A 26,326-nucleotide genomic window follows, 5' to 3' on the forward strand; every position below is an offset into this window, starting at 1 on the left:
GGACCTCCGGGTGCGTGGTTCAGGGGTGCTGCTCTCTCAACCCCGACAAAGTTGAGTCTATTCCGCTCAAGGTTGCTGTCCACCCGGGCCGCCGGGCCGACGCCCCGACCCCGCCGCCCAACGGTGCTCGGCCCCCTCCGCCCGGAGCGGGGCGGAGGCACCGCGACTGGTCCCGTCGTGGAGGACGGTGTCCGGTCCGGGGAAGACGAGCGAGACCTTGCCCGTGTCCGACCACCGCACCAGGTACGGGGGCGTGCCCCCGGGCCCCCGCGCCTCGAGGACCTCCCCGTCCCGGTCGCGCCCGCCGACCGCCCCGGAGCGGACGATGATCCTGTCGCCCGGGTGCGCCGCACCCATGTCACCCATCTCCATCACGCTCGCCGCGGCGGCCCGCAGTCGGCCGCACGTCCATGCTGCCCCCGTCCCCGGCGCGCCGGAAGGGACCGGGGACCCGACAGGGTCGGACACCCCACGTCCCGGCCGGCGCGCGGGACGTTCGTCTCTTCCGCCCGGGGCCCCTCGGGTGTTCCACTGTTGACCGGAGGCCTGGGCGATGACGGTCGGCACACGTCCCGAGAGGCGGGAGCAGCGACCCCGCCGGGGATCCCGCGACGCGTGGGCGGACAACCTCAAGACGGTCCTGGTGGCCGGGGTCGTGCTCGCTCACAGCGTCATCGCCTTCACCGGCGTGGGCAACTGGGTGCTCACGACGACGCCCGTGCGGGACCCGCTTCTGACGCTGCTGCTGCTGTTCTCGCTGGTCGCCAACTTCTTCGGGATGGCGCTGTTCTTCTGGATCGCCGGGATGTACTCCGCCCCCTCGCTGCGGCGCAAGGGGCCTCGGGCGTTCTTCCGCGACAGGCTGGTCCGGCTCGGCGTGCCCCTGCTGCTCTTCGTCGTTCTTCTCGCACCGTTCGTCGAGTACGTCGACTCCTCGAACGCCGGCTGGGACGCGGGCATCTGGGACCTGGCGCTCACGGTCGTGTGGGTGCCGCCGCTGAGCGGCCGGCTGCTGCCGCCGGCGTGGGGGCCGACGTGGTTCCTGGCCGTGCTGCTCGTCCTCTCGGCGGTCTATGCGCTCGTGCGGACGGCCCGGCCCCGGCCGGCGGGTCCGACCGCCCTGCGCGCCCGGCACCTCGCGGCCGTCGCCGCCGTGGTGGCCGGGGCCAGCTTCCTGGTGCGCCTCACCGTGCCGCTCGGCGACGAGTGGTTCCGGCTGCCAGTCCCGCAGGCACCAGCATGGGTCGCCGGCTTCACCCTCGGCGTGGTCGGTGCCGAGCGGGGCTGGTTCCGTGACCCGGCGCTGGCCCGGCTGGCCGGTCGGGCGGCATGGGCGACGGCGGGCCTGGCAGCGCTCCTGGTCGCCGTCGCCTCCCGGGCCGGCACCGACCTCGCCCTCTTCGCCGGAGGCGGTACCTGGCAGTCGCTGGTGGCGGCCGTCCTCGAGGCCGTCCTGGTCGTCACCGTGCCCGTCTGGCTCATCGACGTCTTCCGACGGCGGGCGGACCGCCAGGGGCGGCTCGCGTGCGAGTCGGGGCGTGCCTCGTACGCGGCGTTCCTCCTGCACCAGCCGGTGCTCGTCGGCCTGGTGCTCGCCTCCCAGCGCGTGGCCTGGCCGCCGGAGCTGTCGTTCCTGGTGGTCAGCGGGGCGGCGGTAGCGGGCTCCTTCGCCCTCGGCGCGCTGCTCGTGCGCCTCCCCGGCGCCTCGCGGGTGGTCTGACCACGACGCGTGAGGCGGCGGGCCTCCGGCCCCGGCGGCTGCCCGCCCGTGATGGGCCCTCCGGCCCATGACGGCTGCCGGTCGGCGGTGGGACGGTGGAGGGAAGACGTCGACGAGGACGCCGCCGACCGACGCCTCCGTCGGCCCGGACGAGGAGGACTCCGATGACCCACACCTGGAAGGTCACCGTCGACCTGTTCTCGACCGAGGACGTGCGCACCGACGAGCACGTGACCACCGCGCACGCCGTGCTGAGAACCTCGGCCGGCACCAGGCTCGAGGGCTACGGGCGCGCGCGTCGCAACCCCGAGGACGTCGACGTGCCCGAGGTCGGGGAGGAGCTCGCGGCGGCCCGTGCGCTGCGCGACCTCGCCACCCGGCTGCTGCGGGCGACGTCGGACGACCTCTCGGCGATCGAGCACGAGCGGATCCGGCTGGTGCGCTGAGCGACGGAGGGTCAGGACGACCGGGTCATCGGTCGCGGACCCTGTTCCCGGGCCGTGCGGCTCCGGCGGCGGTGCGCGCGAGCAGCCTTGTCGGCGGCATCGACGGCCAGCGTCGTCCCCGCCGTCGCGAGCGCGACGAGCACACCGACCAGCGGCGGCCACGTGTGCCCCATCTCCCGGGCCACCGGTGGCCAGCCGAGCAGGACCAGCGAGAGCACCACGGAGGCGGCGACCGCGGGAGGCAGCCAGCGGTTGGTGGTCCACCCGAGGCGGGACGGCGGGACGGTGAAGCTGCGGCAGGCGAACGCGTTGGCGCCCTGGGAGACCACGACCGTGAGGAACGCCGCCCCGGAGGCGGTGGCAAGGACGGCGGGCTCCGGGGCCTCGCCGGGCCGCCACCCCGACACCAGCAGGGACATGAGGAAGGCGGTCATCGACCCGAGCGCGACCACCGGACCGAGCACGCCGAAGGCGCGCCGGGCCACCGAACGGTTGAACAGCGCTCCGGTGACCGGCGGCCCCCTGAGCAGGCCCCGCGACGGCGGTTCGGCGCCGAGCGCGACGGCGGAGATCGTGTCCGTGCCGACGTCGATGGCCAGGATCTGCAGCACCCCGAGCGCGAGCGGCAGCTGTCCCCCGCTGAGCGCCCAGGCGACGAACGGCGCGAGCTCGGCGACGTTGTCGGTGAGGTGGTAGGTGAGGAACCGGCGGATGTTGACGTACGTGGCCCGCCCCTGCTCGACGCCGGCGACGATCGAGGCGAAGTGGTCGTCGAGGATGACGAGGTCGGCGGCCTCGCGGGCGACGTCGGTCCCCGACGCGCCCATCGCCACACCGATGTCGGCCTCGTGCAGCGCCGGGCCGTCGTTGACGCCGTCGCCGGTCATCGCCACGACATGCCCCCGCGCACGCAGGACCCGCGCGATCCGCAGCTTCTGCTCCGGGGCGACCCGCGCCACCACGGCCCCCGGAACCTCCAGCAGCGCGCCGAGCTCGTCGTCGGCCTCGGGCAGCCGGTCCCCCCGTCAGGACCGGCGAGCCGGGGCGGCGCAGACCGACCTCGTCGGCGATCGCCGTCGCCGTCGCCCGGGTGGTCGCCGGTGACCATGGCGACGGTGACGCCCGCGCGCCGGCAGGCGTCGAGGGCCTCCCGGACGTCGCTGCGCGGCGGGTCCTCCAGCCCCAGCAACCCGTACAGCTCCAGGTCCCGCTCGGCCTCGTCGGCCGTCGTGGGCCCCTCCCGCACGGGCCTGCCGGCGACGGCGAGGACCCGCAGGCCCCGGCCGGTCAGCCGGTGCAGCGCCGCGGCGGCCTCGGTCGTCGTCCCTTCGCGGCAGAGCGGCAGGACCGTGTCCGGGGCCCCCTTGACGTGGACGTGCCCCGCGGCGACGACGGACATCCGCCGTCGGCGCGGGTCGAAGGGGAACCGGGCCTGCGCGCCAGCGGCGCGGACCAGCTCGGTGTCGATCCCGGCGCGCCGGGCGAGGACGTCGAGGGCGGCCTCCATCGGGTCGCCGTGGGCGTCGGCGAGACCCCTGCGGCGGGCCAGGTGCAGGCCCGACGAGCCCGAGCCGAACCGGTGCTTGACGACGAAGGCGGTCCCCGGTGCGGCGTCGTCGGCGAGGCTCTCCCACCTCGAGCCCAGCACGGTCCGCGGCACGGAGACCCCGACGCGGGTGAGGTGGCGCGCCATGAGGTACTTGTCCGCGCTCGGCGCCTGCCCGGCCGGGCCCGGCCCGGCGACGGCGCAGCCCACCGCCCGCAACCGGGCCGCCAGCCCCTCGGAGAGGACCTGCAGCTCCACGTCGTCGACCGGGACGAACAGGGTGGGCCGCTCGCGGCCGAACCACTCCTCCATGGCCGGGGCGTAGGTCTCGTGGTCGCAGGGCGGCATCACGATCCCGCGGTCCGCCGCGGCGAGCACGGGACTGCCGGGTTCGGGCTCGAGGGCGACGACCTCTCCAGTCAGGCCCAGGCGGCGGATCGCGGCCCGGAACGCCTCGACGAGGTAGGGCCGCTGCCCGGCGGAGCCGAGCACGACCGTGACGGGACCGGCGGTCCCCGGTGCGGGCGTGGGCCCGCCCGTGCCGGTCACGACGCACGTCCCCGCGCTCGGGGACGGGTGTGACGCTGAGGTGGACGGCGCATGTGACGATCCTTCGTGAGGGGCAGGGCGACCTTGCCCTGCCCGCCGGTTCCCCCTCCGGCGATGGACGCACGACTCTACTCGTCGGCGCCGGTTCGCGCAGGCGTTCGGCGCGCGTGCGGGGCCGTCAGCGGCGGAGGTTGGCGACGTTGACGAGACCGCCGGTCCGGCGTGCGGAGCCCCGCGGGGCCGGGACCCGCAGGTGCGGCGGGCGCACGTAGTCGAACACCGTGTACTCGCCGTCGGTGTGCAGCTGGTGGGTCCGCTGCACGCGCAGCGCGTCGTTCGGCGAGATGCCGGTGACCGGCTCCTCCACGAACGAGGTCGGGGTGAGCTCGACGATCCGGTTGACGGCCACGCCGGCGCCGTACGTGCCGAAGCCGTGGCGCTGGCTGACCCGGTACACCTCGCCGTCCTCGAGGAGGATGCCGCCGTTGCGCGCGCGGGTCGGGTCCAGCACCAGCGGGTTCCCGGCGTGCGGCTCCCACGCCTCCGACAGCGGGGAGTCGGCGTGGAAGGCGAAGAGCTCGGCGGAGTAGTCGCCGGTGCCCGGCGGGGCGATGGAGGTGAGCAGCCACCAGCGCCCGCCGAACGGGAAGATCATGGTGTCCACGGCGTCGACCCCGCTCATGGCGACGGACACCAGCTCCCACCCGAGCGGGAACCGCGCGCACCGGTAGATCCTGATCGACCGGGCCTGCGCGCTCTCGGGGACCATGTAGTGGTGGCCGGCGTGCTCGAAGAGGTACGGGAACGAGAGGTGGAACGGCTCCGCGAGCGCGACGCCCACCTCGCGGCTGCACCCGTCGGCGATCTCGTGCACGAAGATCCGGCCGCGCCCGGCACGGCGCGAGTAGTCCTCGGTGAAGAGGTAGTGCCTGCCGTCCCGGGCCAGCACGAAGGGGTCGGCGTAGAAGTGGCCGCGCCGGCGCGGGAGCTCGGTGACGTGCGCGGTGCCGACGCCCCGCCAGGACCCCCGTACCCACGCCACGTTCCATCGCGGGCGGCCCAGCGCCTTGTCGATGAGCTTGGGCGTCACGGTGCCGGCCACGCGGCCGGCGTACCGCAGCGAGTCCGCCGTCGTCGCCCGGTCGGCGGACGACGGCGCGCCGCGGATCTCGTCCCGCGCCGCCTCGGCGCACGTCTCGGCCGGCTCGCCCCGGGCGAGGTCCTTCAGCAGCAGCTGCAGATGGTGGTACCCGCGGTGCATGACGATCGCGTGGTTGAGCTGCGCGAACAGCGCCGTCCAGGTGTAGCCGCGCCGGACCACCACGCTCCCGCCGTCGCCGAGGAGCCGACGGATCGAGTATCCCGTGGAGGCACGCCCGTGCAGCACCTCCCAGAACCCGGGAGGTCCGGCCCGGTCGGTCTCGTGCTGGACGGCGAACGTGCCTAGCCGGGGTGCGTCGACGGCAGGCCCGCGGATCCGCGCGCCGTCACCGGTGACGAGCACGTCGAGCCCGAGCGACGCCACGGTCCGGGCGGCCGCGTCGTCGAGGTGCAGCGCGCCGTCGGGGCCGCGCCGACGGCGTGCTGCCGCCGACGAACTCCTGGCTCGCGCCCGCGGTGTTCGCGCCGGCGGACCGGCCGGTGTTCACCGGGACGCTCAGCGTGCGCCTCCGGGCCGACGGCCTCGGCCTCGGACTGCCGCAGCCGCAGGCCGCCGCGGGCGTCCTCATGGGCGCCCACCCCGACCACGTCCAGCTCGGCCTCCCGGCCGACGACTACGTGCTCGAGCGCGTGGACGAGCTCTCCGGCACCTTCGCGTACCGCCAGGGTGGGAAGACCACCGGCCGGGTGACCATGGCGGAGGGGTGGCCCTACGTCGCCTACGCGGCCGTCACCGCCCAGTCGGTCGAGCTGCCCGCCTCCGCCGTCGCCGCCGACGGCGGAGCGACCGCCGAGATCGGCGGCACGACGTACCGCTTCGTCACCGACGGCTCCCTCTCCGGGACCACGCTCGACCTCACCGAGGGCGGCTCGCTCGTCGTCTACGCAGAGCCCGCCGGCGCCTCCGACGCGGACAAGGCCGCCCTGCTCGCCGGCGCGGTCCCGCTCCGCGCCACCGACGTCGCCTACGCCGTCGAGGACGGGCGGGCGAGCACCACGTTCACCTACGACACCGGCGGCACCCCGACCGTCCTCGCGTCCCTGCCGCACCAGGCGGTGACGACCGACGGCGACCCGCTCGACGTCACGGTCCCGTCCGTCCACGGCGACCTGAGGCTGACCACCGGGAGCGAGGCCACCTTCGCCGTCGCGGCCGAGGAGCCCGTGCTGGAGCTCGACCTGGCGAACCTCGACGACGCCGAGCGGGCCCGGGTCGTCGAGCAGCTGCGCGCCGACCTGGCCTCCGTGAGGTTCGACGCCCGGGACAGCTACTACGCCGGCAAGCAGCTCCAGCGGGCCAGCCAGCTCTACCGGCTCGCGGCCGGCCTCGGCCTGACCGACGAGGCTTCGGCGCTGAAGGAGAAGATGGTCGGCGAGCTCGACCAGTGGTTCGACCCGGAGGGGTGCGCCACCCGCGCGGAGCGCTGCTTCGCCTACGACGCCACGCTCCACGGACTGGTGGGGATGGAGCCCTCGTACGGGTCTGACGAGTTCAACGACCACCACTTCCACTACGGCCACATGCTCTACGCGCTCGGTGTGCTCGCCGCCGACGACCCCGGCCTGGTGGAGCGTTTCGGCGCGGTCGCGGACGCCGTCGCGCACGACATCGCCGCCCCGGAGCAGACCGGGGCGTTCCCCCAGCGGCGCTCGTTCGACGACTGGTGGGGCCACTCCTGGGCGTCCGGCACGGCCCCGTTCGGCGACGGCAACAACCAGGAGTCCTCGTCCGAGGCCGTCAACGCCTGGTCGGGCCTCACCCTCTGGGCGGACGCGGCGGGCGACGAGGTGATGGCCGAACAGGCCCGGTGGCTGCTCGCGAACGAGACGGCCACCGCCCTGGAGTACTGGGTCGCCCCCGAGCTCCCCGAGGAGTACGGGCACAGCAGCGTCGGCATCGGCTGGCAGGGCAAGCGGGACTTCGCGACGTTCTTCGACGCCGACCCCTCCGCCGTCGTCGGCATCCAGCTCATCCCGATGAGCCCGACCCATGCCGCGTACCTCGCCCGCGAGCCCGAGGCCGTGCAGGCGATGGTCGACGCCGCGGTCCCGGACGGCGAACCGGCGGGGCGGCCGCTCGTCGACTACGTGATCATGGCGCAGGCGCTGACCGACCCCGGGCGGGCCGCCGCGATGCTCGATCGGCTCCCTGCCGAGCAGGTGGACAACGGCAACTCGCTCGCCTACCTGACGGCGTTCGTCCTGGGTCAGGACTGAGCGGCGGAACCGATTCCCTCGCGGCGACCGGCCGGCCCGGCCCTGTGCGGGAGGTCACCGGGCCCTGACCTGCCGTTTCAGCCGTCGGGCCGATAGGCTGAGGACTCCTGGAGTGCACTCACCGCCCAGGCCCGCAGCGGAAGTCTTCGCACCTCGTCCGGGCCTCACGAGCGGACCGGTGCTTCGCCGACCCGGCGTCGACACCCACACTCCGCCTCGTGAGACGGGTTTCCTGTGACCGCCCCTGTGACCGACCTTGCCCCCGCACGCCCCGCGTCCGACACCTTCGACGACGGCGCTCCCGTGACGACGGACGTCCCCGACGCGGCGCCGCGCACCTTCGCCGACCTCGGGCTCCCCGCGGACCTGCTCTCCGCCGTCGAGGACCTCGGCTTCACCACGCCGACCGACATCCAGGCCGAGGCCATCCCGGTGCTGCTCTCCGGACGTGACGTCGTCGGGATCGCCCAGACCGGCACCGGCAAGACCGCGGCCTTCGGCCTGCCGCTGCTCGAGGCGGTCGACCCGGCCGAGCGCGCCGTCCAGGCACTCGTGCTGACGCCCACCCGCGAGCTCGCCATGCAGGTGGCCGACGCCGTCGCCTCCTTCGCCCAGCGGACCAAGCACCTGACGGTCCTGCCCGTCTACGGCGGCTCCAGCTACGTGCCGCAGCTGCGCGCCCTCAAGGACGGCGCCCAGGTCGTCGTCGGCACGCCGGGCCGCGTCATGGACCTCATCGAGCGCGGCAGCCTGGACCTCTCGGGCGTCCGGTTCCTCGTCCTCGACGAGGCCGACGAGATGCTGCGCATGGGCTTCGCCGAGGACGTCGAGGAGATCGCCTCCCACGTGCCCGGCGAGCGCCGCACCGCGCTGTTCTCCGCCACCATGCCGGCCGCCATCAAGCGCGTCGCCGCCACCCACCTCACCGATCCGGTCCGGGTCGCCGTCTCCCGCCCGGCGTCCACCACGGCGACCGTGCGGCAGACCTACGCCGTCGTGCCGTTCAAGCACAAGACCGGAGCGCTCGCCCGCGTGCTGGCCACCACCGAGGCCGAGGCCGCCATCGTCTTCGTGCGCACCAAGGGCACGGTCGAGGACGTCTCGCTCGAGCTCGCGTCGCGAGGCATCTCCGCCGCGGGCCTGTCCGGGGACGTGCCGCAGAAGGAGCGCGAGAAGCTCGTCGAGCGCCTGCGCGCCGGCAGCCTCGACGTCCTCGTGGCCACCGACGTCGCCGCCCGCGGTCTGGACGTCGAGCGGATCGGCCTGGTGGTCAACTTCGACGTGCCGCGCGAGAACGACGCCTACGTGCACCGCATCGGCCGCACGGGCCGCGCGGGGCGCACCGGCACCGCGCTGACGTTCCTCACCCCGCGCGAGCGGTCGCGGCTGCACCAGATCGAGAAGGCGACCGGCTCCTCCCTCGAGGAGGTCGCGATCCCGACGCCCGCGGACGTCTCCGCGCACAAGGCCCGCCAGCTCTTCACCCAGGTGGCCGAGCGGCAGGCGGCCGGCCGGCTCGACATGTACCGCGACGCGATCACGACGCACCTGGAGACGACCGGCGCCGAGCTCCTCGACGTGGCCGCCACGCTCGTCGCGCTCGCCGTCGGCGACGACGGTCCGCGCCGCCACCAGACGGACGACGACGAGGGCCGCCCCCGCATCCGGCGCGAGGAGCAGGTGGACGAGGACGGCACCTTCGTCGCCGCCCGCTTCGACGAGGGCTTCACCCCCCCGGTCGTCCACCCGCGGTGCGGCCGAGCGCGGCGGTCGCCGCCCGCGCGTGGCCGGTACGCGGTACCGCGTCGAGGTCGGCCACAAGGACGGCGTCCAGCCGGGCGCCATCGTCGGGGCGATCACGGGCGAGGGCGGTCTGAACGGCTCGGACCTGGGCAAGATCGACATCTTCCCCAGCTTCTCCCTCGTGGAGATCGCCGGCGAGATGACGCCGGAGACGACGCGGCGGATCGGCGCGGCCCGGGTGGCCGGGCGACCCCTGCGCATCCGGCTCGACGAGGGCCCGCGCAGCGGGGGCCGCGGGGCCGACCGCAAGCCGCTCAAGGCCAAGCGCCACGACGCCCGCGGTGAGCACCACGAGCGTCCGTACCGCTCCTCCCGGCCGGTCGGGGGCCGCCGGGCGCACTGACACCGGCGGGGCCTTTCCGGACCGACGGTCGACGGACCGAGGAGGCTGCCGACCTCGTCGCTGCACGCGGCGAGGTCGGCATCGTCGTCTCTGGGGACGCCGATCGTCGTGCGGAACCCGGAACCCGGACCCGGAACCCGGAACCGGGCGGCGAGCGTGGTGACGGGCCGGTCCCTCAGCGCGCGAGCGTCGTCACCGTCCGGTGGAACGTCGCGAACTCGGCGAGCTGCTCCTCGAGGGGCGTGACGACCTGCGCCTGCACCGTCTCCCCGACCACCGCGCGCAGGCGCTGGTCCACCCGCCGCGCGCGCCGTCGTGCCCCGAGACGCGCCAGCACCGCACCGAGGACCGCCAGCACCAGCCCGACGGCGAGCCCGCCGACCAGCAGCACCGTGGGCCAGGGCACCGGCCCGGCCATCGGGGTAACGGGCTCCGGCAGGCGCAGGTAGGCCAGCCCGGCCAGCACGCCGAGCCACCCCGCGCCGGCGATCGCCGTCGCCAGGAAGAGCCACTGCAGGAACCCGAGCACGCCCCACCAGGCGGGCCGTCGCGTCTGCTCGAGCTCGGCGCCCGCGATGCGCTGGTCGAGGGAGTCCACCAGGGCCGGGATACGCGCCTCGACGTCCTGCAGCACGTCGTCGCGCCACGACCCGGGAAGGTGGGTCGTCGAGGAGGCGACCAGGGCGTGGGCGGCCGAGCGGACGGCCGCCTCCTGCACGGGTGTGGGCGCGGGCAGCGACGTGCGCGTCAGGCTGCCGTCCTCCCGCGCGGTGTCGAGATGGAGCCTGCGCAGCGGGTCGGGCCGCAGGCGGGCGACCCAGCCGCCTGCCCAAGCGCCCCAGCCCCGAGGTCGTGGAGATCCCCCGGCGCTGAACGGTCCGGCGGCGGGCGCTACGCCGTCGGCCCGAGGGCCGGCGGGCGGGAGACCCCGAACCTGACCTTCAGCGCACGGCGGGCGGCGTGCCAGCCCGCCATGCCGTGCACGCCGGGACCCGGCGGCGTCGAGGATGAGCAGAGGTACACCCCGGGCACCCCGGCGTCGTAGACGTGCCACGCCATCCGGGGGCGGGCCACCATGCGGTACATCGTGACCGCGCCGGAAGCGATGTCACCGTCCACGTAGCTGGCGTTGTGCCGGGGCATAGCGGCCGCCGGCACGCACCGCGAGGTGACGACGACGTCGCGGAAGCCGGGCGCGAACCGCTCGATCTGGGCGGTGACTTCCTCCGTCACGTCCCTGGTCGAGCCCTTCGGCACGTGCGCGTACGTCCAGAGCGGACGCAGGCCGCCCACCTCGCGGCCGGGGTCGGCCACGGTGGGGTCGGAGACGAGCACCACCGGCCGTTCCGCGTGCCGGCCGGCCTTGACGGTGGCCTCGGACGCGACCATCTCGGCCCGGGTGCCCGCCACGTGGACGGTGCTGGCGCCGCCCACCCGCGGGTCGCTCCACGGGACCGGGCCGGAGAGCACGAAGTCCACCTTGGCCGCGGCGTCGCCGTAGCGGTACCGGGCCAGCGCGGCGCGCACGGACGGCGCCATCCGCTCCCCCCAGACCTCGACGAGCGTCCGGGGGCGTGGTGTCGAAGAGGTAGGCCCGCGCCCGGGGGAAGCTCGCGCCAGCCGGTCACCGGCGCGTCCGTGCGGACGTCCCCCGCCGTGCGCGCGCAGGTCGGCGACGAGGGCGTCGGTGATGGCCTGGCTCCCGCCGACGGGGAGCGCCCACCCATCGGCGTGGGCCATCGAGCCGAGCAGGAGCGCCGTCCCGGCGCCGGCGAGCGAGGGCAGCGCGGAGATGGTGTGGGCGGCGACGCCGGTGAGGAGGGCGGGGGCGACGTCGCCGGAGAACGCCAGGTCCCACAGGCCCGTGCCCTGCTCGAGGACGGCGGCGCCGAAGGCGACGGCCCCGCGCGCGCCGCGCGGGGTGAGGACCTCGCGGGGCACGCCGCGGTGGTCGCCGAGCGAGAGGGCGGTCACCGCCCCCGCCCCCTCGACGAGTGGCTCCATCAGGCCGGTGCCACGGCCGGCCGTCGGCCCCCAGTCCCGCGACGGTGCGCTGGAGCGAGTGGTAGGCGATGCCGGCGTCGCGGCCCTCGAGCGGCTGGGCGTAGGCCGTCTCCGGGACGACGACCTCCACGCCGCGCGCCCGCAGGTCGAACGAGCGCAGGAAGGGGCTCGCCAGGGCGAGAGGATGAACGGCGGAGCACACGTCGTGCACGAGCCCGGGCGCGAGGCCGAGGTCCAGGGTGCGTGCCCCGCCGCCGAGCGTGGGCTGCGCCTCGAGGAGGAGGACGTCGAGGCCCGCGCGCGCGAGCGTCACCGCGGCGGCCAGGCCGTTGGGCCCCGAGCCGACGACGACGGCGTCCCGCACCTCGCGGGTCATGGCATCAGCCTGGTAGTCCGACCGGAGGACGATGGCGATCGCCTGCGTGGCGCTCGAGCTCTCGACCACGTTCCCGATGTTCAGGAGGCGTGCGACCTCCTCGGCGGTGGCCTGCAGCTCCGGGTTGTTGTAGTACAGCGTGGTGGTGGCCGGGGTGCCCGAGGTGTAGTCGTCGGCGACGCCGCCGGTGAAGCCCTCGCCCGCCAGCGTGCCGACGACGTCGGACGCCAGACCGTTGATCCCGGCACCGTTGAGGACCGCGATCGCCGTGCCGTACTGGACCTCGCCCGCCGGCTCCTCGGTGGTCTCCTCCTCGGTCGGCGTCTCGCTGGTCGCCTCCCCGGACGGCTCCTGCGACCCCTCGGCCGGAGCCTCGCCCGTCGCCCCCGGCTCGGTCGCCCCGCCGGTGGGTGCGGACGTCTCCTGCCCCGACGGCGAGCTCGCCGCGGGGACCGGCTCCCCGCTGTCGCCGAGGAGGCTGATGGCGCCCCAGGCGAGGAGCGGGGCGAGGACGACGACGGCGAGGATCGGCAGCAGGGTGCGCAGGACCGAACGCGGCCCGCGGTGCACACCCTGGGGGGTGCGGTCGCGGCCGGCGACGTCGAACTCGTCCTCGGGGAAGTCCTCGTGTGGCGTGCTCACGGGCTGAGGTTATCCGTTCCGGCCGGGCGGGCGCTGAGGCGCCCCTAGAGCGAGGTGCCGAGGCGGCGGGAGGACCGCTCCCGCTGGCGCGACGAGCGCATGCGCCGCAGGCGCTTGACGAGCATGGGGTCCGCCGCCAGCGCGGCCTCCGAGTCGAGGAGCTGGTTGAGCACCTGGTAGTAGCGGGTGGCGCTCATGTCGAAGAGGTCACGGATCGCCGTCTCCTTGGCCCCGGCGTACTTCCACCACTGACGCTCGAAGGCGAGGATCGCGGCCTCGGTCCCGGTCAGTCCGGAGCCGCCCGCCCCCGTGGCGGGGCCGGCCTCCGCGTGCGTTGCGGCCATGCTCTCCTCCGTAGGTCTCGTGCGGGGGTCGCCCGTGCGGGCCGGGATCCATGCTATGGCGGAACGACAGCCGTGTCATTCCCCGGCGTGGCGCCACGCGGGATCACCCCGGCACGCCCACGCACCGCGCGGCGCGGCGCCCCCGGGCGGTGGTTACCCTCCCTTGCGTGACCGCCACCGCTCTGGAGAACCTGCTGGACCCCGGCTGGGCGCGGGCGCTCGGCCCCGTCGAGGACCGGATCCGCGCGATGGGCGACTTCCTGCGGGCCGAGGTCGCCGCGGGGCGCGGCTACCTGCCCGCGGGCACGGACGTGCTGCGGGCCTTCACGTACCCCCTCGCGGACGTCCGGGTGCTGATCGTGGGTCAGGACCCGTATCCGACACCCGGGCACCCGATGGGGCTGTCGTTCTCCGTGCAGCCGGACGTGCGGCCGGTGCCGCGGTCGCTGCAGAACATCTACCGCGAGCTCCACGACGACCTGGGCCTGCCGGTCCCGGCGACGGGCGACCTCACGCCCTGGTCGCGCCACGGCGTCATGCTGCTCAACCGGGTGCTCACGGTCCGCCCGGGCGAGCCGGCGTCGCACCGCGGCAAGGGGTGGGAGGAGATCACCGAGCACGCCATCCGCGCCCTCGTGGCCCGCGGCACCCCGCTGGTGGCGATCCTGTGGGGCCGCGACGCCGCCACGCTGCGGCCGATGCTCGGCCCGACGCCGGTGATCACCTCCGCCCACCCGAGCCCGCTGTCGGCGTCCCGCGGGTTCTTCGGCTCGCGCCCGTTCTCGCGCGCCAACGCGCTGCTCGCCGAGCTCGCCGCCGCGCCGGTGGACTGGTCCCTCACGTAGCATTCGCCGCAGGAGGGCACCCGGGTCCGGGAGCCCGCACCGACCGAGGAGTGGTGAGCATGACCCCCCGCGAGTCCGTCCGGCGGCCCGACCTGGTCACCGAGGCCCTCGTCCACCGCGGTCTCGTCCGCCCCGACCAGGACGTCGACCGCTACCGCTCCCGCGACGTCCTCGGCGGCGGCCGCGCCGAGGGCGCGCCCCGCACCGACGCCGAGCGTTCCGGGCCGGACGCCGAGCTGGTGGGTGCCGGACCGGACGTGGAGGAGGACTTCGTGCACGGCGACTCGGGTCAGGACGACGGCGTCATCGAGTGAGCCCCTGCCGCGCGGGCGTCGGCGCGACGTCTCGTGGAGCCGCCTGTCGGACTCGAACCGACGACCGTCCGCTTACAAGGCGGGTGCTCTACCAGCTGAGCTAAGGCGGCGTGAACCGGGGAAGAGTCTGCCACGACGAGCGGGGCAGGTACGCACCGGTCCGGGCGTCGGCCGGCCGCAGGGTGGGTACCCCGCGGCCGGCCGGCGTCGTGACTAGTTCCTGAGCGCGTCGGCGAGCGCGCCGGGCTGGCTCCAGTCCTCGAACGGCTCGCCGTCGATCAGCACGGTCGGGGTACCCGTGTACCCGTCACGGCTGAACTCCTTCGTGGTGGCCGCGACCCAGTCCTTGTACGGGTACTCGCCCGCGGCGATGGTGTCGGCGACCTCCTGCGGCACACCCGCCTCGACCGCCGTCGCGGCGATGTCCTGGTCGGTCGGCTCCGCCGTCGCCTCGGCGAACAGCGTGAACAGGGCCGTCTGGAACGCGTTGTACGCCTCGGGCGCCTGGTCGGCGACGATGCCCACGGCGTTCACGGCGCGGCCGGAGAAGCCGGTGTACTCGCCGCCGCTGCGGTCGAGGATCGCGACGGGGGTGGTAGACGACGGTGGCCTCTCCGGCGGTGACCAGAGAGTCGATGTCGTCGGCGTTGACCTCCTCGAAGTCGGCGCAGTGGGGGGCACGCGAAGTCGAGGTAGACGTCGAGCACGGGGGGCGTCGGGGTTCTCCGTGCCGGCGACCATCTCGGACCCGAGCGAGATGCCGCCGTCCTCGACGGATGTGTTCGCGGGCACGTCGGAGACCGAGGCGATGACGGACTTGTTGCCCTGGCTGATGATCACGTACAGGACGACGCCGACGACGACCACGAGGGCCAGCACGCCGGCGATGATGAGGTTGCGGTTGCGCTTCTCGCGCTTCGCCTGGGCCTCACGGAGCTTGCGGGCCTGCTCGCGCGCGGCGTCGCGGCGCTGGGCCTTGGTCTGGTTGGAGGACGAGCTGGAGGACATCGGTTCTTCCTGTCAGGGGTGGGTCGGTGGCGGCGTCGGACGCCCGGCGGGGTCGGCTGCTTACGCGCCTGGGGGTCGTGCGCGGCCGTCGCCGGCGGAACGGTCGTCACCGGGGGAGCGGCCGCCGACGGCGAGGGGGCCGGGTGGCCGTTGCCGGCGACGGTCGCAGCACGGCCGGTGTCGAGCGTGCGCAGGAACTCCATCGGGATGGGGAACGCAATGGTGGAGTTGTGCTCGGACCCCACCTCGAGGAGGGTGCTCAGGACCCTCAGCTGCAGCGCGGCAGGGTGTGCCTCGAGCACCACCGCGGCCTCACCGAGGTTCGTGGCGGCCTCCTTCTCGCCGAGCGCGTGGATGACCTTCGCGCGCCGGTCACGCTCCGACTCGGCCTGCCGGGCCATCGCGCGCCGCATGCCCTCGGGCAGGATGACGTCCTTGACCTCGACGATGGTGACCTTCACGCCCCACGGGTCCGTCACCGAGTCGATGACCTGCTGCAGGCGCTGGTTCACCTCGTCGCGCTTGGTGAGCAGGTCGTCGAGGCTCGTCTGGCCCAGGATGGAGCGCAGCGTCGTCTGCGCGATCTGCTGGGTGCCGAAGCGGTAGTCGTCGATCGAGAGCACCGAACGGATCGCGTCGACGACGTTGAAGTACGTCACCGCGTTCACCCGGACGGTCACGTTGTCCCGCGTGATGATGTCCTGCGGCGGGATGTCGTAGGTCTGCGTGCGCAGGGTCACCCGCGTGAGCCGGTCGACGACCGGGATGATGACGATCAGCCCCGGCCCCTTGAGCGGCTGGATGCGTCCGAGCCGGAAGATCACGCCGCGCTCGTACTCGGGGAGCACGTGCACGGCCGCGGCGGCGAGCAGCAGGACGACGAGGACGGCCACGCCGAGGCCGACGAGAACTGCCGTGCTCATGAGGGTTCCTTCCTTCGGGTTCCCCGGCCTGCGGTCGCGGTGGTGACAGGTCCCGTCCCGACGGGCCGGTCGACGACGGCGGGGCCGGGCACCACCCGGTCCTCGGCGGTGACGACGGGGTCCGGAGCGACGCGCGGGTCGACGACGGCGGCGGCCGCGTCGTCGTCATCGGTCAAGGCCCCGGGGGGAGGGGACGCCTCCCGGCGCCGGTGGCGTCGCGGCCCCCGGGAGCGGTTGGGCCGGCGGCCCGCCCACGGGGACGGAGGGCGCGAGGGCCGCCGGCGCGACGGCGGGCTCGACGACCAGCGTGAGCCCGTCCAGCCCGACCACGGTGGCGAGTCCGCCCGGAACGAGGGTGGCGCCGGTGCTGCGCACGGACCACCACGTGCCCTCGGTGAACGTCCGGCCGGTGACGCCGTCGGCCTCGGTGAGCCGGACGCACCGGCCGGTGAGGAGGTCGGCCCCGGTGGCGGTCGAGGGCCGGTGGCGCGTGCGCACGACCACCCGGCCGGCGAGGACCGCGCCGACCAGCAGCACGAGCGCCAGGGGCACGGCGGCCGCAGGCTCGACCGAGATGCCCTCGGAGGAGTCGAAGAGGAAGAAGGAGGAGAGCAGGAGCACGACGGCACCTCCGAACGCGAAGCCCGCGATCCCGGGCGCGAACGCCTCGGCGGCGAAGAGCCCGACCGCGAGCAGGAGCAGCAGCACGCCGACGGCGTTCACCGGCAGCACGGACAGGGAGAAGAGGGCGAGGACCAGCGCCACCGCCCCCGTGGTCCCGGCGATCCCGACCCCGGGGGTCGCGAGCTCGTAGATCAGCCCGAGCGCGCCCAGGGTGAGCAGGAGGAACGTGAGATTCGGGTCCGCGAGCACCTGCAGGACCCGGCGGAACAGGCTCAGGTCCTGCCGCTCGACGGCGGCACCCGCGGTCGAGACCGTCACCTCCCGGTCCCCGACGACGGTGACCTCGACACCGTCGGCGACCCGCAGGGCCGCGGCCAGGTCGGTGGCGCGCCCGTCGGCCACACCGAGGTCGACCGCCTCACCGACCGTGATGCTGCGCCCGTCCCGCACCGCCTGCTCGGCGAACCCGGCGTCGCGCCCGCGCAGGTTCGCCAGGGCCACGGCCTCGGCGGCGGCGTCGTTGACGATCTTCCCGGGCACGCGCTCGCCCTCGAGCCCCACCGGCGTCGCGGCGCCGATGGTGGTGCCGGGTGCCATGACCAGCACGTGCGCCGCCAGGGAGATGATCGCCCCGGCCGAGCCGGCGCGGGCGCCGGCCGGCGAGACGTAGACGATCACCGGCACGTCGCTGGCCAGGACGTCGCCGACGATGTCGCGCATCGCGGTCACGAGCCCGCCCGGGGTGTCGAGCTCGACGACGTACGCCGCGTGCCCGCCGTCCTGCGCGTGCCGGAGCCCCTCGGCGACGTGGTCCGCGATCACGGGGGTGATCGGGCTGGCGAGGGTGGTCACCAGGACCCGGGGAGCGGCCGCCGCGGGCCCGTCCGACGGGGCACCGCCGGGCGTCGTCCCGACGGCGGCACCCGTGCCCAGGAGCAGCCCGGCCAGGGCCGCGAGCAGGCCCAGCAGCGCGGCCAGTGGCCGGCTCGCGTCGTCGCGGCGGGCGCTCATGTCGGTCAGTCCCTCGCGGTCAATGCTAAGTCCCGGCGGCGTCGTCGTGCGCGGCTCGCGGGCGGCCGGCCCACCAGATCCCCGGGACCCGGTCAGAGGCCCGGGTGCACCGCCGTGAGCGTGAGCCAGCCGCCGGAGAGGTTGCGCGCGTCGATCCCTTCCCCGCGCAGGATCCGGGTGGCGAGGTAGGACCGGACGCCCGAGGCGCAGTGCACGCTGACCGGCATGCCGTCGGCCGCCTCGCGCACCTCGTCAAGGCGTCCGCGGAGCTCGGTGTGCGGAATGTTGAGCGCGCCGTCGAGGTGCCCGCCGGCAAACTCGGCACGTGAGCGCACGTCGAGGACGAGGCTGTTCTCCCGCACCTCGTCCAGGTCCCACGCCTGCCACTGCGGCATGACGCCGTCGAGGACGTTCTGCGCCACGAACCCGAGCATGTTCACCGGATCCTTGGCGGAGCCGAAGGGAGGCGAGTAGGCGAGCTCCAGCTCGGCGAGGTCGTCGGCACCCATCCCGGCGCGCAGGGCCGTCGCCAGGACGTCGATGCGCTTGTCCACGCCGGCACGGCCCACGGCCTGAGCACCGAGCAGCGTGCCGTCCGCCGCGAAGCTCGCGGCGATGTGGACCTGCTCCGCCCCGGGGTAGTAGCCGGCGTGGTGGCCGGGGTGGACGTGCACCACCTCGTGCTCGACGCCCGCCTGCCGGAGGGTGGCCTGGTTGGCGCCGGTGACCGCCGCCGTGAGGCCGAACACGCGGACGATCGCCGTGCCGAGCACCGGGGCCTGCGGGGTGGGGCGCCGCCCGCAGATGGAGTCCGCCGCCCGGCGGCCCTGGCGGTTCGCCGGCCCGGCGAGCGGCACGGGCGCCGTGGAGCCGGTGACCGCCTGCACCACCTCGACGGCGTCGCCCACGGCCCAGATGTGCGGGTCGGAGGTGCGCTGCTCGCCGTCGACCCGGATGGCGCCGGAGGCGCCCAGCTCCAGCCCGGCCTCACGGGCCAGTGCGGAGGCGGGCCGCACCCCGACGTTGACCACCACGAGGTCCGCGGTCACCTCGGTGCCGTCGGAGAGGGTGACGACGACGGGGCGGGTGGGGCTGACCGTCTCCTCCCCGTAGTCCTCGGCCTCCGTGGCAGGGGAGATCCGCTGCGCGCCGACCCCGAGGTGCAGGCGCACCCCGTGCGACGTCAGCTCCTCCGCCAGCAGCGGGGCCAGCTCGGCGTCCAGGGGTGGCAGGACGTGGTCGGCGAGCTCGACGACGTGGACGCGCAGGCCGCGCTCCGCGAGCGCCTCGACCGCCTCCAGCCCGATGAACCCGGCCCCGACCACGACGGCGGTGGGAGCCTCGGCGCCGTCACGGCCGGCGAGGAGGCCCTCCACCGAGGCGCGCAGGGCGTCGACGTCGGGCACCACGCGCAGGGAGTGCACCGCGGGGTTGTCGAGACCCTCGACCGGTGGGCGCACAGCGATGGCCCCTGGGGCGAGGAGCAGGGCGTCGTAGGGCAGGCGGTAGGTGCGGTCGGCCGTCTGGACCGCGACCTCCCGCGCTGCCCGGTCGATCGAGGTGGCGCGGTGCCCCGTCCGCACGTCGAGCTTCAGCGTGGCGGCCAGCGTGGCCGGCGTGTGCAGCAGGAGGGAGTCGCGGCGCTCGATCTCGCCGGAGAGGTGGTACGGCAGGCCGCAGTTGGCGAACGAGACGAACTCGCCCTGCTCGAGCACCACGATCTCGGCGTGCTCGTCGAGCCGCCGGGCGCGGGCCGCGGCGCTCATGCCCCCGGCCACCCCGCCCACGACGACGATGCGCGTGGGGCTGCTCACCGGCGGACCGCCCCGCCGGCGCGCTGCCACGCTCCGATGCCGCCCGAGAGGCTCGTGGCGTCGAACCCGAGGGAGCGCAGGTGCTTCGCGCCCGAGCGTGAGCGCATGCCGGACGCGCACATGACCACCACGGGCCGGTCCCGCGGCAGGCGGCGAGCGCCATTCTCGAGGTCGGCGAGCGGGACGTGCACGGCCTGCGGGGCGTGCCCGGACCGCCACTCGGCACGTTCCCGCACGTCGACGAGGCTTGCGCCCTCGCGGACGAGCTCGACGCTCGGTCCGCACTCACGGCGGGGCCGAGCCGTCCGTCGGGCGCGCCGCCGAAGAGGGCGCGCAGCCGGCCCAGGAGCGAGGGGGAGGGGGTGGGTGATGAGGTCACAGTGGTTCCTTTCGTCGTCGTCTCAATACCCGTGGGGGTATCAGTATGCCCCAGGCGCACCCGTCGGACCGGGACCGCCGTCCCTCGCCCGATCGCCGTAGGTCCTGGGTGGGGCCGCCGGGTGGAATAGCCTGGCTGTGAGAGGCGTCGGAGAAGCACGCTGACGTCTCTTCGCCAAGGTCGACACCGAGGCCGAGCAGGGCCTCGCCGCGGCGGCCGGCATCACCTCCATCCCGACCCTGGATGGCCTTCCGGGACGGCGTCCTCGTGTTCTCGCAGCACGGCGCCCTGCCCGCACCCGCGCTGGAGCAGGTCATCACCGCCGTCCGCGGGCTCGACATGGACGAGGTGCGCTCAAAGCTCGCCGCCCACCAGACGGCGTCCACCGGCGCGTGACCGATCAGCCCGACCGGTCCGCCCGACCGCCCGACCCCGGCCCCGGCGACCGCCGCGCCCCCACGAGAGAAGCTCATGACCTACGGGATCTCCGTCACCCTCGACCAGCAGTTCGAGCCCGCCGCCACCGCTGTCCGCGAGGCGCTCGCCGCGCAGGGCTTCGGCGTCCTCACCGAGATCGACATGGCCGCCACCCTGAGGAAGAAGCTCGACGTCGACATCCCGCCCCAGCTGATCCTCGGTGCGTGCAACCCCCCCGGGTCGCCCACCGAGCCCCCAGGCCGAGGAGTCGATCGGCCTGCTGCTGCCCTGCAACGTCGTCGTGCGGGCCGCCGACGGAGGTGTCGTCGTCGAGGCCCTCGACCCGCCGTTCATGGTGGGGGGTGACGGGCAACGCCGCGCTCCGCGACGTCGCCGACGACGCGGCCGGGCGCCTGCGGGCCGCGCTGGCGGCCCTGACGTCGTGACCGCCGAGTCTCACGGCCAGCTGCCGCGGTACCCGGCCGGGTATCGTGGTGCGAAGAACGACGAAGGAGGTGGCATGGAGCTCGAACCGGCCGACATGGGCAAGGTCGTCAACCGTCTCAAGCGCGCGCAGGGTCAGCTCTCCGGCGTGCTGCGCATGCTGGAGGAGGGCAAGGACTGCGCCGACGTCGTCACTCAGCTCTCCGCCGTCAGCAAGGCGCTCGACCGCGCCGGCTTCGCCATCATCGCCTCCGGCATGCGTCAGTGCCTGGTGGACTCCGACGGCGAGGAGACCCTCGACGTCAAGAGGCTCGAGAAGCTGTTCCTCTCCCTGGCCTGACGTGGACGCCGCATCCTGGGACGCCCGGTACGCCGAGCGAGGACGGGTCTGGTCCGTCGAGCCCAACCCTGTGGTCGTCGAGACCTTCTCCGGCCTCCGGGCGGGCACCGCGCTGGACGTCGGGACCGGGGAGGGGAGGCACGCCACGTGGTTCGCCTCGCGGGGATGGAAGGTGACGGCGGTCGACTTCTCCGCCGAGGCGATCCGCAAGGCTCGTGAGCTGCAGGCGGCCCACGCACCGGGAACGGCCGGCCGCATCGAGTGGGTGCATGCGGACGTCGTCGCCGAGCCGCCGAGACAGGACGCGTACGACGCGGTCGCGGTGATGTACCTGCACCTCCCGGCCGCGCAGCGCCGTTGGGCGCTCCATGGGGCTGCGGCCGCGCTCGCGCCGGGAGGGACCCTCCTCGTGGTGGGGCACGACACCGCCAACCTGAGCGAGGGTGTGGGCGGTCCGCAGGACCCCGCCGTCCTCTTCACCGCGGACGACGTCGCCCGGGACCTGGCCGTGCCGGGACTGCGGATCGTGCGGGCGGAGCGAGTCTCCCGACCCGTCGGCGACGACGGCGCCGCTGCGCTCGACGCCGTGGTCGTGGCCCGGCGCACCTGACTTCAGGCCGGCGGTATCTTCACACGATCTTCACGGACCCCCGCGTACGGGCGCCACATCCCGGCGCGACGCTGGAGTCAGCCGGGAGGAACCCGGGGTCGAGTGAGGTGATCAGGATGAGGAAGCCGGTGAGGCGGGCCCTCGGTGCGGCCGCCCTCGTGGCTGTCGTCGGGGTTCCCGGGGTGGCGTTCGCAGGCACCACCGAGGTCGCTGCGGACCCGCAGCCGTCGGTGGAGGACCCGGGACCCCCGTCCTGGGCCCCCGAGGAGTGCCAGGAGATGTGGGACTCCCCGGAGATGCAGGCGTGGCGTGAGGAGCACCGCGCGGAGATGCAGGAGCACCACGAGCAGCAGGGCGCCGGCGGTATGCACCGTCACGGTGCAGGTGACGGCCCGCGAGCAGGTCACATGTGGGATGGTGCCTGAGTCTGGTGGGAGGTCCGGCCGGGTCGCCCCTGCGGGCGGCCCGGCCCCGGCATGAGGGGGCTGGGATGGCACGGCGGGTCCTCGTCGTCGACGACGAGGCGGGCATCCGACGGGTGCTCCGCGGCTACCTCGAGGCCGACGGCCTCGAGGTGTTCGAGGCGGCGACCGGGGAGAGCGCCGTGGCGCAGGTGCGCACCGCGACCCCGGACCTCGTCCTGCTCGACGTCATGCTGCCCGACCTCGACGGCATCGAGGTGCTGCGCCGCATCCGGACGCTCTCGGACGTCTACGTCGTTCTCGTCACCGCGCGGGCCGAGGAGACGGACAAGCTCGTCGGACTCGCCGTCGGCGCCGACGACTACGTGACCAAGCCGTTCAGCCCCCGGGAGGTCGTCGCCCGGGTCAAGGCGGTGCTGCGGCGGGGGCGCACCCCGGGCACGCCGTCGGACCGCATCGTGCTGGACGGGCTGACGGTCGACCTGGCCGGGCGGGAGGTCGACGTCGCCGGCCGGGCCGTCACGCTCTCCGCCCTCGAGTTCGACCTGCTCACGGCACTCGCCCGGTCCCCGGGCCGGGTCTTCTCCCGGCGCCAGCTGCTCGAGCAGGTCTGGGGGTACGACTTCTACGGCGACGAGCGGGTGGTCGACGTCCACGTCCGCAGCCTGCGCAAGCAGCTCGGGGACGACGCGGCGGCGCCGCGCATCGTCGGCACCGTGCGCGGGGTCGGCTACAAGTGCCTGCTGGAGCCCCGGTGAACCGCCTCTGGGTGCGGCTGCTGCTCAGCCACGCCGTGGTCGCGGTGGTCGCCGGGCTGACCGCCTACCTGGTGGTGCGCGCGGTGGCCCCGCAGGTCTACGACCACGAGGCCCGGATGATGCCCGGCCATGGGATGGGCGCGGGCCAGGGCATGCGCGCCGTCGCCGTCGCTGCCATGAACAACGCGCTCCTGGTCGGTGTGCTCGCCGGTGTCGTCGCCGCGCTCGTCGCCGGCGCGTACGGCTCGCGCCGCATCATGCGGCCGCTGGAGGCCGTCAGTCATGCGACCCACCAGCTGGCGGCCGGGCGCTACGAGCAGCGGGTGGCGCTGCCGCGCGAGCGCGAGCTGGCGACGGTTGCCGAGGACGTCAACACCCTGGCTGCGCGGCTGGCCGAGACCGAGACCCGGCGGGTGCGGCTGATCGGTGAGGTCGCGCACGAGATGCGCACGCCCCTGACCGTGCTCGACGGCTACGTGGAGGGCCTGGTGGACGGGGTCTTCACCGCCGGCCCCGAGGTGCTCGACGAGATGGCGGGCGAGGTGCGCCGCCTCCGCAGGCTCGCCGAGGACCTCAGCGCTCTGTCCCGTGCGGAGGAGGGACGCCTCGACCTCCGGCCGGTCAGCACCGACCTTGCGCAGGTCGCGGCGGGCGCGGCCGAACGGCTGCGGCCGCAGATCGAGGACGCGGGCGTCGAGCTGGCCGTGGAGACGGCGTCGCCCCTCCCGCTCCGGGGCGATCCCGACCGGCTCGCCCAGGTGGTCACCAACCTGGTGGGCAACGCGCTGGCGGCGACGCCCGCGGGCGGGCGGATCGTGGTCCGGGCGGCACTGCACGACGGCTCGGCGGAGGTCGAGGTCACCGACACCGGGGTCGGGCTCGCCGAGGCCGACCTCGAGCGCGTGTTCGAGCGCTTCTACCGGGTGGGACCCCGCGCCGGGTCGGGCATCGGCCTGACCATCTCCCGGAAGATCGCGGAGGCGCACGGCGGCACGCTCGGCGCGGCCTCGGGCGGTCCCGGTCGCGGGGCGGCGTTCACGCTCCGCGTGCCTGCCTCGGCCGGTCCTTAGCCGGCGCGGCGGCCCGCGGCCTCGAGCGCCCGCTCCGCCGATCCGACAGAGTCGTCCGCCGTCGCGGCGAGCCCCCCCGAAGTCGCCGCGCAGCGCCTTGAGGGCGGTGCGCTCGGCGTCGATCTCCCGCCGGGTGCGCACGTTCACCCGGCGCAGCAGCGCGAGCGGCGGGCACCAGCCCTGCAGGCCGTGCTGGAGCAGGAACGCCGGCACGGCCGCGCTGAGTGCGAACCACGCTCGCGAGCGCGTGGAGCCGAGCAGCAGGCTCAGCAGCGTCAGCGCCGCCGCGTTCACCTCGAGCGTCCGTTCGACGTCCCACTCCTTGTCGAGCCTGCGCAGGCGTCGCGCGAACTCGGCCGGCGTGGCGCCCACGAGAGAAGTGACGTCCTCCAGCCGCCTGGCGTCCAGCTGGTGGTTGATCTCGGGTGCGGTGTGTGCCCGGACCCGGTCGAGCTCCTCCATGGTGCCCTCCTCACCTGGACAGCGGTCTCCGGCAGCGTAGGGCCGCGCGCACGCGCTCGCGCGCTGAATACCCCCCCGGGGTAGGACGTAGGACCCTCGATCCTTGCCGTTCCCGGCGACACGATCGGGGTAGCTGCGACGGAGCGGAGAGAGCGATGAAGCGTCTGGTGATTCTCGGGGCGGGCACGGCCGGCACGATGGTGGCGAACAAGCTGCGCCGTCGGCTGCCACGCCAGGAGTGGCGGATCACGGTGGTCGACCGTGACGACGTGCACCTCTACCAGCCGGGTCTGCTCCTGCTGCCCTTCGGCGTCTACGAGCCCAAGGACCTCATCAGGCCCCGTGACCGGTACCTCGCCGGCGGCGTCGACCTTGTGCTGGCGGAGATCGACAGGGTGGAGCCCGGCGAGAACCGCGTGCTGCTCGCCGACGGCCGCGTCCTCGACTACGACCAGCTCGTCGTCGCCACCGGTACCTCGCCGCGGCCGGAGGAGACCCCGGGCATGGCGGACGGGGAGTGGCGGCGCAGCATCTTCGACTTCTTCACCCTCGACGGCGCCGTCGCCCTCCGCGACAGGCTCGCCTCCTGGGAGGGTGGCCGGCTCGTCGTCCACGTCACCGAGATGCCCATCAAGTGCCCGGTCGCGCCCCTGGAGTTCACGTTCCTCGCCGACGCCTTCTTCGAGGAGAGGAAGATGCGTGAGAGGGTCGAGATCGTCTACGTCACCCCGCTCGAGGGGGCCTTCACCAAACCCGTCGCCTCCGCCCACCTCGGCTCGATGCTCGCCGACCGTGACATCGCCGTCGAGCCCGACTTCTACGTCGAGCACATCGACCCGGGCACGAGGACGCTCGTGTCGATGGACGAGCGCGAGGTGCCGTTCGACCTGCTCGTGACCGTCCCGCTCAACATGGGCGCCGACTACGTGGCCCGCTCCGGCCTGGGCGACGAGCTGGGCTATGTGCCGGTCGACCGCGGCACGCTGCTCTCGCGCGCCCACGACAACATCTTCGCGGTCGGTGACGCCAACGACATCCCCGCCTCCAAGGCCGGATCCGTGGCGCACTTCGAGGCGGACGGCTTCGTGCGGAACTTCGTGGACCACGTCCACGGCCGGCCCATGACGGACCTGTTCGACGGACACGCCAACTGCTTCATCGAGTCGGGGCACGGCAAGGGCCTGCTCATCGACTTCAACTACGACACCGAGCCGCTGCCCGGCGTCTATCCCTACCCCAAGGTCGGGCCGCTGAGCCTGCTCAAGGAGACCCGCGCCAACCACTGGGGGAAGCTCGGCTTCCGCCACGTGTACTGGAACGTGCTCCTGCGCGGCCTGCCGATGCCTGTCCCGTCCCACATGTCCATGGCCGGCAAGGAGACCGCCGGCACGAGCGGAAGGTGACCACCATGCCCGTCATCGAGATCGGCACCAAGCCGGTCCACGTCAACGACGAGGGATTCCTCACCGAGTACGACGAGTGGGACGAGGACGTCGCCCGCGTCCTCGCCGAGCAGATCGGCATCGAGATGACCGACGCCCACTGGAAGGTCATCCGGTTCCTGCGCGAGGACTTCCGCGCCCAGGGCGAGACCCCGACGACCCGCCGGGTGAACACCGTCGGCGGCATCCCCGTCAAGGAGCAGTTCGATCTCTTCCCCAAGAAGCCCGGCCGGAAGATGTCCTACATCGCCGGCCTCCCCAAGCCGCACGGCTGCGTCTGAGAGGGACCGCC

At 74.4% G+C, this 26,326-nt stretch carries 27 protein-coding genes, 1 tRNA gene and 3 pseudogenes; 16 read left to right on the plus strand and 15 right to left on the minus strand.

Annotated elements, in window-relative coordinates; all coding sequences use genetic code 11:
• Positions 1-66 precede the first annotated feature (66 nt).
• Positions 67-372 (minus strand): DUF1918 domain-containing protein, encoded by a 306-nt coding sequence (locus tag DA06_RS13125; RefSeq protein WP_418605210.1) that lies wholly within the window; start codon positions 370-372, stop codon positions 67-69.
• A 181-nt stretch (positions 373-553) separates the two neighbouring features.
• On the opposite strand from DA06_RS13125, the gene DA06_RS13130 reads away from it, so the two are divergent.
• On the plus strand, positions 554-1,720 hold the full coding sequence (locus DA06_RS13130) for an acyltransferase family protein (RefSeq protein ID WP_043500767.1): 1,167 nt from the start codon (positions 554-556) through the stop codon (positions 1,718-1,720).
• Between the two features lie 164 nt (positions 1,721-1,884).
• Positions 1,885-2,166, plus strand: a complete 282-nt coding sequence (locus DA06_RS13135; RefSeq protein ID WP_043500769.1) for a dsRBD fold-containing protein — start codon at positions 1,885-1,887, stop codon at positions 2,164-2,166.
• 11 nt (positions 2,167-2,177) lie between these two features.
• Here the strand turns inward: DA06_RS13135 and DA06_RS13140 are convergent, their stop codons facing one another.
• The 3 genes from DA06_RS13140 to DA06_RS13150 all read right to left on the minus strand — a co-directional run bounded on the left by DA06_RS13140 (position 2,178) and on the right by DA06_RS13150 (position 5,786).
• A complete protein-coding gene (locus tag DA06_RS13140) occupies positions 2,178-3,128 on the minus strand; it encodes a cation-translocating P-type ATPase (protein ID WP_052436727.1) in 951 nt (316 codons plus the stop codon).
• Entirely contained in the window at positions 3,050-4,261 is a 1,212-nt protein-coding gene (locus DA06_RS13145) for a hypothetical protein (RefSeq protein WP_418605211.1), read from the minus strand. Before DA06_RS13145 ends, DA06_RS13140 begins: the two co-directional genes overlap by 79 nt.
• 178 nt (positions 4,262-4,439) lie before the next feature.
• Complete coding sequence (locus tag DA06_RS13150; protein WP_418605212.1) at positions 4,440-5,786, minus strand: hypothetical protein; 1,347 nt, start codon at positions 5,784-5,786, stop codon at positions 4,440-4,442.
• A 56-nt stretch (positions 5,787-5,842) separates the two neighbouring features.
• Between DA06_RS13150 and DA06_RS13155 the strand changes: the two genes are divergently transcribed.
• From DA06_RS13155 to DA06_RS13165, 3 genes and pseudogenes are all read left to right on the plus strand, one after another.
• The gene (locus tag DA06_RS13155) at positions 5,843-7,639 is read left to right on the plus strand and encodes a glycosyl hydrolase (RefSeq protein WP_418605213.1); all 1,797 of its coding nucleotides are present in this window, start codon (positions 5,843-5,845) and stop codon (positions 7,637-7,639) included.
• Between the two features lie 432 nt (positions 7,640-8,071).
• Positions 8,072-8,917: pseudogene (locus DA06_RS13160) on the plus strand (DEAD/DEAH box helicase); the annotation flags it as partial.
• A gap of 505 nt (positions 8,918-9,422) precedes the next feature.
• A complete protein-coding gene (locus DA06_RS13165; protein WP_418605215.1) occupies positions 9,423-9,785 on the plus strand; it encodes a DbpA RNA binding domain-containing protein in 363 nt (120 codons plus the stop codon).
• A 175-nt stretch (positions 9,786-9,960) separates the two neighbouring features.
• Here the strand turns inward: DA06_RS13165 and DA06_RS13170 are convergent, their stop codons facing one another.
• From DA06_RS13170 to DA06_RS13185, 4 genes are all read right to left on the minus strand, one after another.
• Positions 9,961-10,503 carry a hypothetical protein gene (locus DA06_RS13170; RefSeq protein WP_418605216.1) on the minus strand — a complete coding sequence of 181 codons (543 nt, stop codon included), beginning with the start codon at positions 10,501-10,503 and terminating at the stop codon, positions 9,961-9,963.
• A gap of 173 nt (positions 10,504-10,676) precedes the next feature.
• Positions 10,677-11,525, minus strand: coding sequence for a phytoene desaturase family protein (locus DA06_RS13175; protein ID WP_418608328.1), 849 nt, complete (start codon positions 11,523-11,525; stop codon positions 10,677-10,679).
• Positions 11,410-12,807 (minus strand): FAD-dependent oxidoreductase, encoded by a 1,398-nt coding sequence (locus DA06_RS13180; RefSeq protein WP_418605217.1) that lies wholly within the window; start codon positions 12,805-12,807, stop codon positions 11,410-11,412. The genes DA06_RS13175 and DA06_RS13180 overlap by 116 nt, the downstream gene beginning before the upstream one ends.
• A gap of 44 nt (positions 12,808-12,851) precedes the next feature.
• Positions 12,852-13,151: a DUF3263 domain-containing protein gene (locus DA06_RS13185; protein WP_043500786.1), complete on the minus strand. Its 300-nt coding sequence runs from the start codon at positions 13,149-13,151 to the stop codon at positions 12,852-12,854.
• Positions 13,152-13,318: 167 nt separating this feature from the next.
• On the opposite strand from DA06_RS13185, the gene DA06_RS13190 reads away from it, so the two are divergent.
• Both DA06_RS13190 and DA06_RS13195 read left to right on the plus strand, forming a co-directional pair.
• Positions 13,319-13,996 carry a uracil-DNA glycosylase gene (locus tag DA06_RS13190; protein ID WP_043500790.1) on the plus strand — a complete coding sequence of 226 codons (678 nt, stop codon included), beginning with the start codon at positions 13,319-13,321 and terminating at the stop codon, positions 13,994-13,996.
• A 59-nt stretch (positions 13,997-14,055) separates the two neighbouring features.
• Entirely contained in the window at positions 14,056-14,310 is a 255-nt protein-coding gene (locus DA06_RS13195) for a hypothetical protein (RefSeq protein ID WP_418605218.1), read from the plus strand.
• A 34-nt stretch (positions 14,311-14,344) separates the two neighbouring features.
• On the opposite strand, the gene DA06_RS13200 is transcribed toward DA06_RS13195, so the two are convergent.
• From DA06_RS13200 to DA06_RS13230, 7 genes are all read right to left on the minus strand, one after another.
• Positions 14,345-14,420: transfer RNA gene (locus DA06_RS13200), tRNA-Thr, on the minus strand.
• 103 nt (positions 14,421-14,523) lie between these two features.
• Positions 14,524-15,189 (minus strand): DsbA family protein, encoded by a 666-nt coding sequence (locus DA06_RS13205; RefSeq protein WP_418605219.1) that lies wholly within the window; start codon positions 15,187-15,189, stop codon positions 14,524-14,526.
• Positions 15,147-16,241, minus strand: a complete 1,095-nt coding sequence (locus DA06_RS13210) for a slipin family protein (RefSeq protein WP_418605220.1) — start codon at positions 16,239-16,241, stop codon at positions 15,147-15,149. The genes DA06_RS13205 and DA06_RS13210 overlap by 43 nt, the downstream gene beginning before the upstream one ends.
• Positions 16,238-16,417: a hypothetical protein gene (locus tag DA06_RS13215; RefSeq protein ID WP_043500797.1), complete on the minus strand. Its 180-nt coding sequence runs from the start codon at positions 16,415-16,417 to the stop codon at positions 16,238-16,240. The genes DA06_RS13210 and DA06_RS13215 overlap by 4 nt, the downstream gene beginning before the upstream one ends.
• Positions 16,407-17,876: an NfeD family protein gene (locus tag DA06_RS13220; RefSeq protein WP_418605221.1), complete on the minus strand. Its 1,470-nt coding sequence runs from the start codon at positions 17,874-17,876 to the stop codon at positions 16,407-16,409. The genes DA06_RS13215 and DA06_RS13220 overlap by 11 nt, the downstream gene beginning before the upstream one ends.
• Before the next feature lie 92 nt (positions 17,877-17,968).
• Positions 17,969-19,642 carry an FAD-dependent oxidoreductase gene (locus DA06_RS13225; protein WP_052436731.1) on the minus strand — a complete coding sequence of 558 codons (1,674 nt, stop codon included), beginning with the start codon at positions 19,640-19,642 and terminating at the stop codon, positions 17,969-17,971.
• Positions 19,643-19,686: 44 nt separating this feature from the next.
• Positions 19,687-20,061, minus strand: a complete 375-nt coding sequence (locus DA06_RS13230) for a rhodanese-like domain-containing protein (protein WP_418608002.1) — start codon at positions 20,059-20,061, stop codon at positions 19,687-19,689.
• Between the two features lie 152 nt (positions 20,062-20,213).
• Here DA06_RS13230 and DA06_RS13235 point away from each other — a divergent pair.
• The 9 genes and pseudogenes from DA06_RS13235 to DA06_RS13275 all read left to right on the plus strand — a co-directional run.
• Positions 20,214-20,465, plus strand: a pseudogene (locus DA06_RS13235) (thioredoxin family protein); the annotation flags it as partial.
• Between the two features lie 241 nt (positions 20,466-20,706).
• Positions 20,707-20,790: pseudogene (locus DA06_RS13240) on the plus strand (hypothetical protein); the annotation flags it as partial.
• Between the two features lie 216 nt (positions 20,791-21,006).
• On the plus strand, positions 21,007-21,270 hold the full coding sequence (locus DA06_RS13245; RefSeq protein ID WP_043500801.1) for a metal-sensitive transcriptional regulator: 264 nt from the start codon (positions 21,007-21,009) through the stop codon (positions 21,268-21,270).
• A 1-nt stretch (position 21,271) separates the two neighbouring features.
• Positions 21,272-21,880 (plus strand): class I SAM-dependent methyltransferase, encoded by a 609-nt coding sequence (locus DA06_RS13250; RefSeq protein WP_043500804.1) that lies wholly within the window; start codon positions 21,272-21,274, stop codon positions 21,878-21,880.
• 116 nt (positions 21,881-21,996) lie between these two features.
• A complete protein-coding gene (locus tag DA06_RS13255) occupies positions 21,997-22,305 on the plus strand; it encodes a hypothetical protein (RefSeq protein ID WP_418605222.1) in 309 nt (102 codons plus the stop codon).
• Between the two features lie 65 nt (positions 22,306-22,370).
• A complete protein-coding gene (locus DA06_RS13260; protein WP_043500807.1) occupies positions 22,371-23,060 on the plus strand; it encodes a response regulator transcription factor in 690 nt (229 codons plus the stop codon).
• Entirely contained in the window at positions 23,057-24,130 is a 1,074-nt protein-coding gene (locus DA06_RS13265; RefSeq protein ID WP_418605224.1) for a sensor histidine kinase, read from the plus strand. The genes DA06_RS13260 and DA06_RS13265 overlap by 4 nt, the downstream gene beginning before the upstream one ends.
• Before the next feature lie 617 nt (positions 24,131-24,747).
• Entirely contained in the window at positions 24,748-25,995 is a 1,248-nt protein-coding gene (locus DA06_RS13270) for an NAD(P)/FAD-dependent oxidoreductase (RefSeq protein WP_043500811.1), read from the plus strand.
• Positions 25,996-26,000: 5 nt separating this feature from the next.
• Positions 26,001-26,315 (plus strand): TusE/DsrC/DsvC family sulfur relay protein, encoded by a 315-nt coding sequence (locus DA06_RS13275; protein ID WP_043500826.1) that lies wholly within the window; start codon positions 26,001-26,003, stop codon positions 26,313-26,315.
• Positions 26,316-26,326: the final 11 nt, after the last annotated feature.

This window comes from Georgenia sp. SUBG003 (genome assembly GCF_000715355.2).
In the GTDB taxonomy this organism is placed as follows: domain Bacteria; phylum Actinomycetota; class Actinomycetes; order Actinomycetales; family Actinomycetaceae; genus Georgenia.

Coding starts and splice junctions, on each gene's coding strand:
- DA06_RS13210 (WP_418605220.1), bottom strand. CDS start 16,241: ATGAGCACGGCAGTTCTCGTCGGCCTCGGCGTGGCCGTCCTCGTCGTC.
- DA06_RS13275 (WP_043500826.1), top strand. CDS start 26,001: ATGCCCGTCATCGAGATCGGCACCAAGCCGGTCCACGTCAACGACGAG.
- DA06_RS13135 (WP_043500769.1), top strand. CDS start 1,885: ATGACCCACACCTGGAAGGTCACCGTCGACCTGTTCTCGACCGAGGAC.
- DA06_RS13185 (WP_043500786.1), bottom strand. CDS start 13,151: ATGGCCGCAACGCACGCGGAGGCCGGCCCCGCCACGGGGGCGGGCGGC.
- DA06_RS13245 (WP_043500801.1), top strand. CDS start 21,007: ATGGAGCTCGAACCGGCCGACATGGGCAAGGTCGTCAACCGTCTCAAG.
- DA06_RS13220 (WP_418605221.1), bottom strand. CDS start 17,876: ATGAGCGCCCGCCGCGACGACGCGAGCCGGCCACTGGCCGCGCTGCTG.
- DA06_RS13255 (WP_418605222.1), top strand. CDS start 21,997: ATGAGGAAGCCGGTGAGGCGGGCCCTCGGTGCGGCCGCCCTCGTGGCT.
- DA06_RS13260 (WP_043500807.1), top strand. CDS start 22,371: ATGGCACGGCGGGTCCTCGTCGTCGACGACGAGGCGGGCATCCGACGG.
- DA06_RS13270 (WP_043500811.1), top strand. CDS start 24,748: ATGAAGCGTCTGGTGATTCTCGGGGCGGGCACGGCCGGCACGATGGTG.
- DA06_RS13225 (WP_052436731.1), bottom strand. CDS start 19,642: ATGAGCGCCGCGGCCCGCGCCCGGCGGCTCGACGAGCACGCCGAGATC.
- DA06_RS13130 (WP_043500767.1), top strand. CDS start 554: ATGACGGTCGGCACACGTCCCGAGAGGCGGGAGCAGCGACCCCGCCGG.
- DA06_RS13125 (WP_418605210.1), bottom strand. CDS start 372: ATGGAGATGGGTGACATGGGTGCGGCGCACCCGGGCGACAGGATCATC.
- DA06_RS13195 (WP_418605218.1), top strand. CDS start 14,056: ATGACCCCCCGCGAGTCCGTCCGGCGGCCCGACCTGGTCACCGAGGCC.
- DA06_RS13175 (WP_418608328.1), bottom strand. CDS start 11,525: ATGGCCCACGCCGATGGGTGGGCGCTCCCCGTCGGCGGGAGCCAGGCC.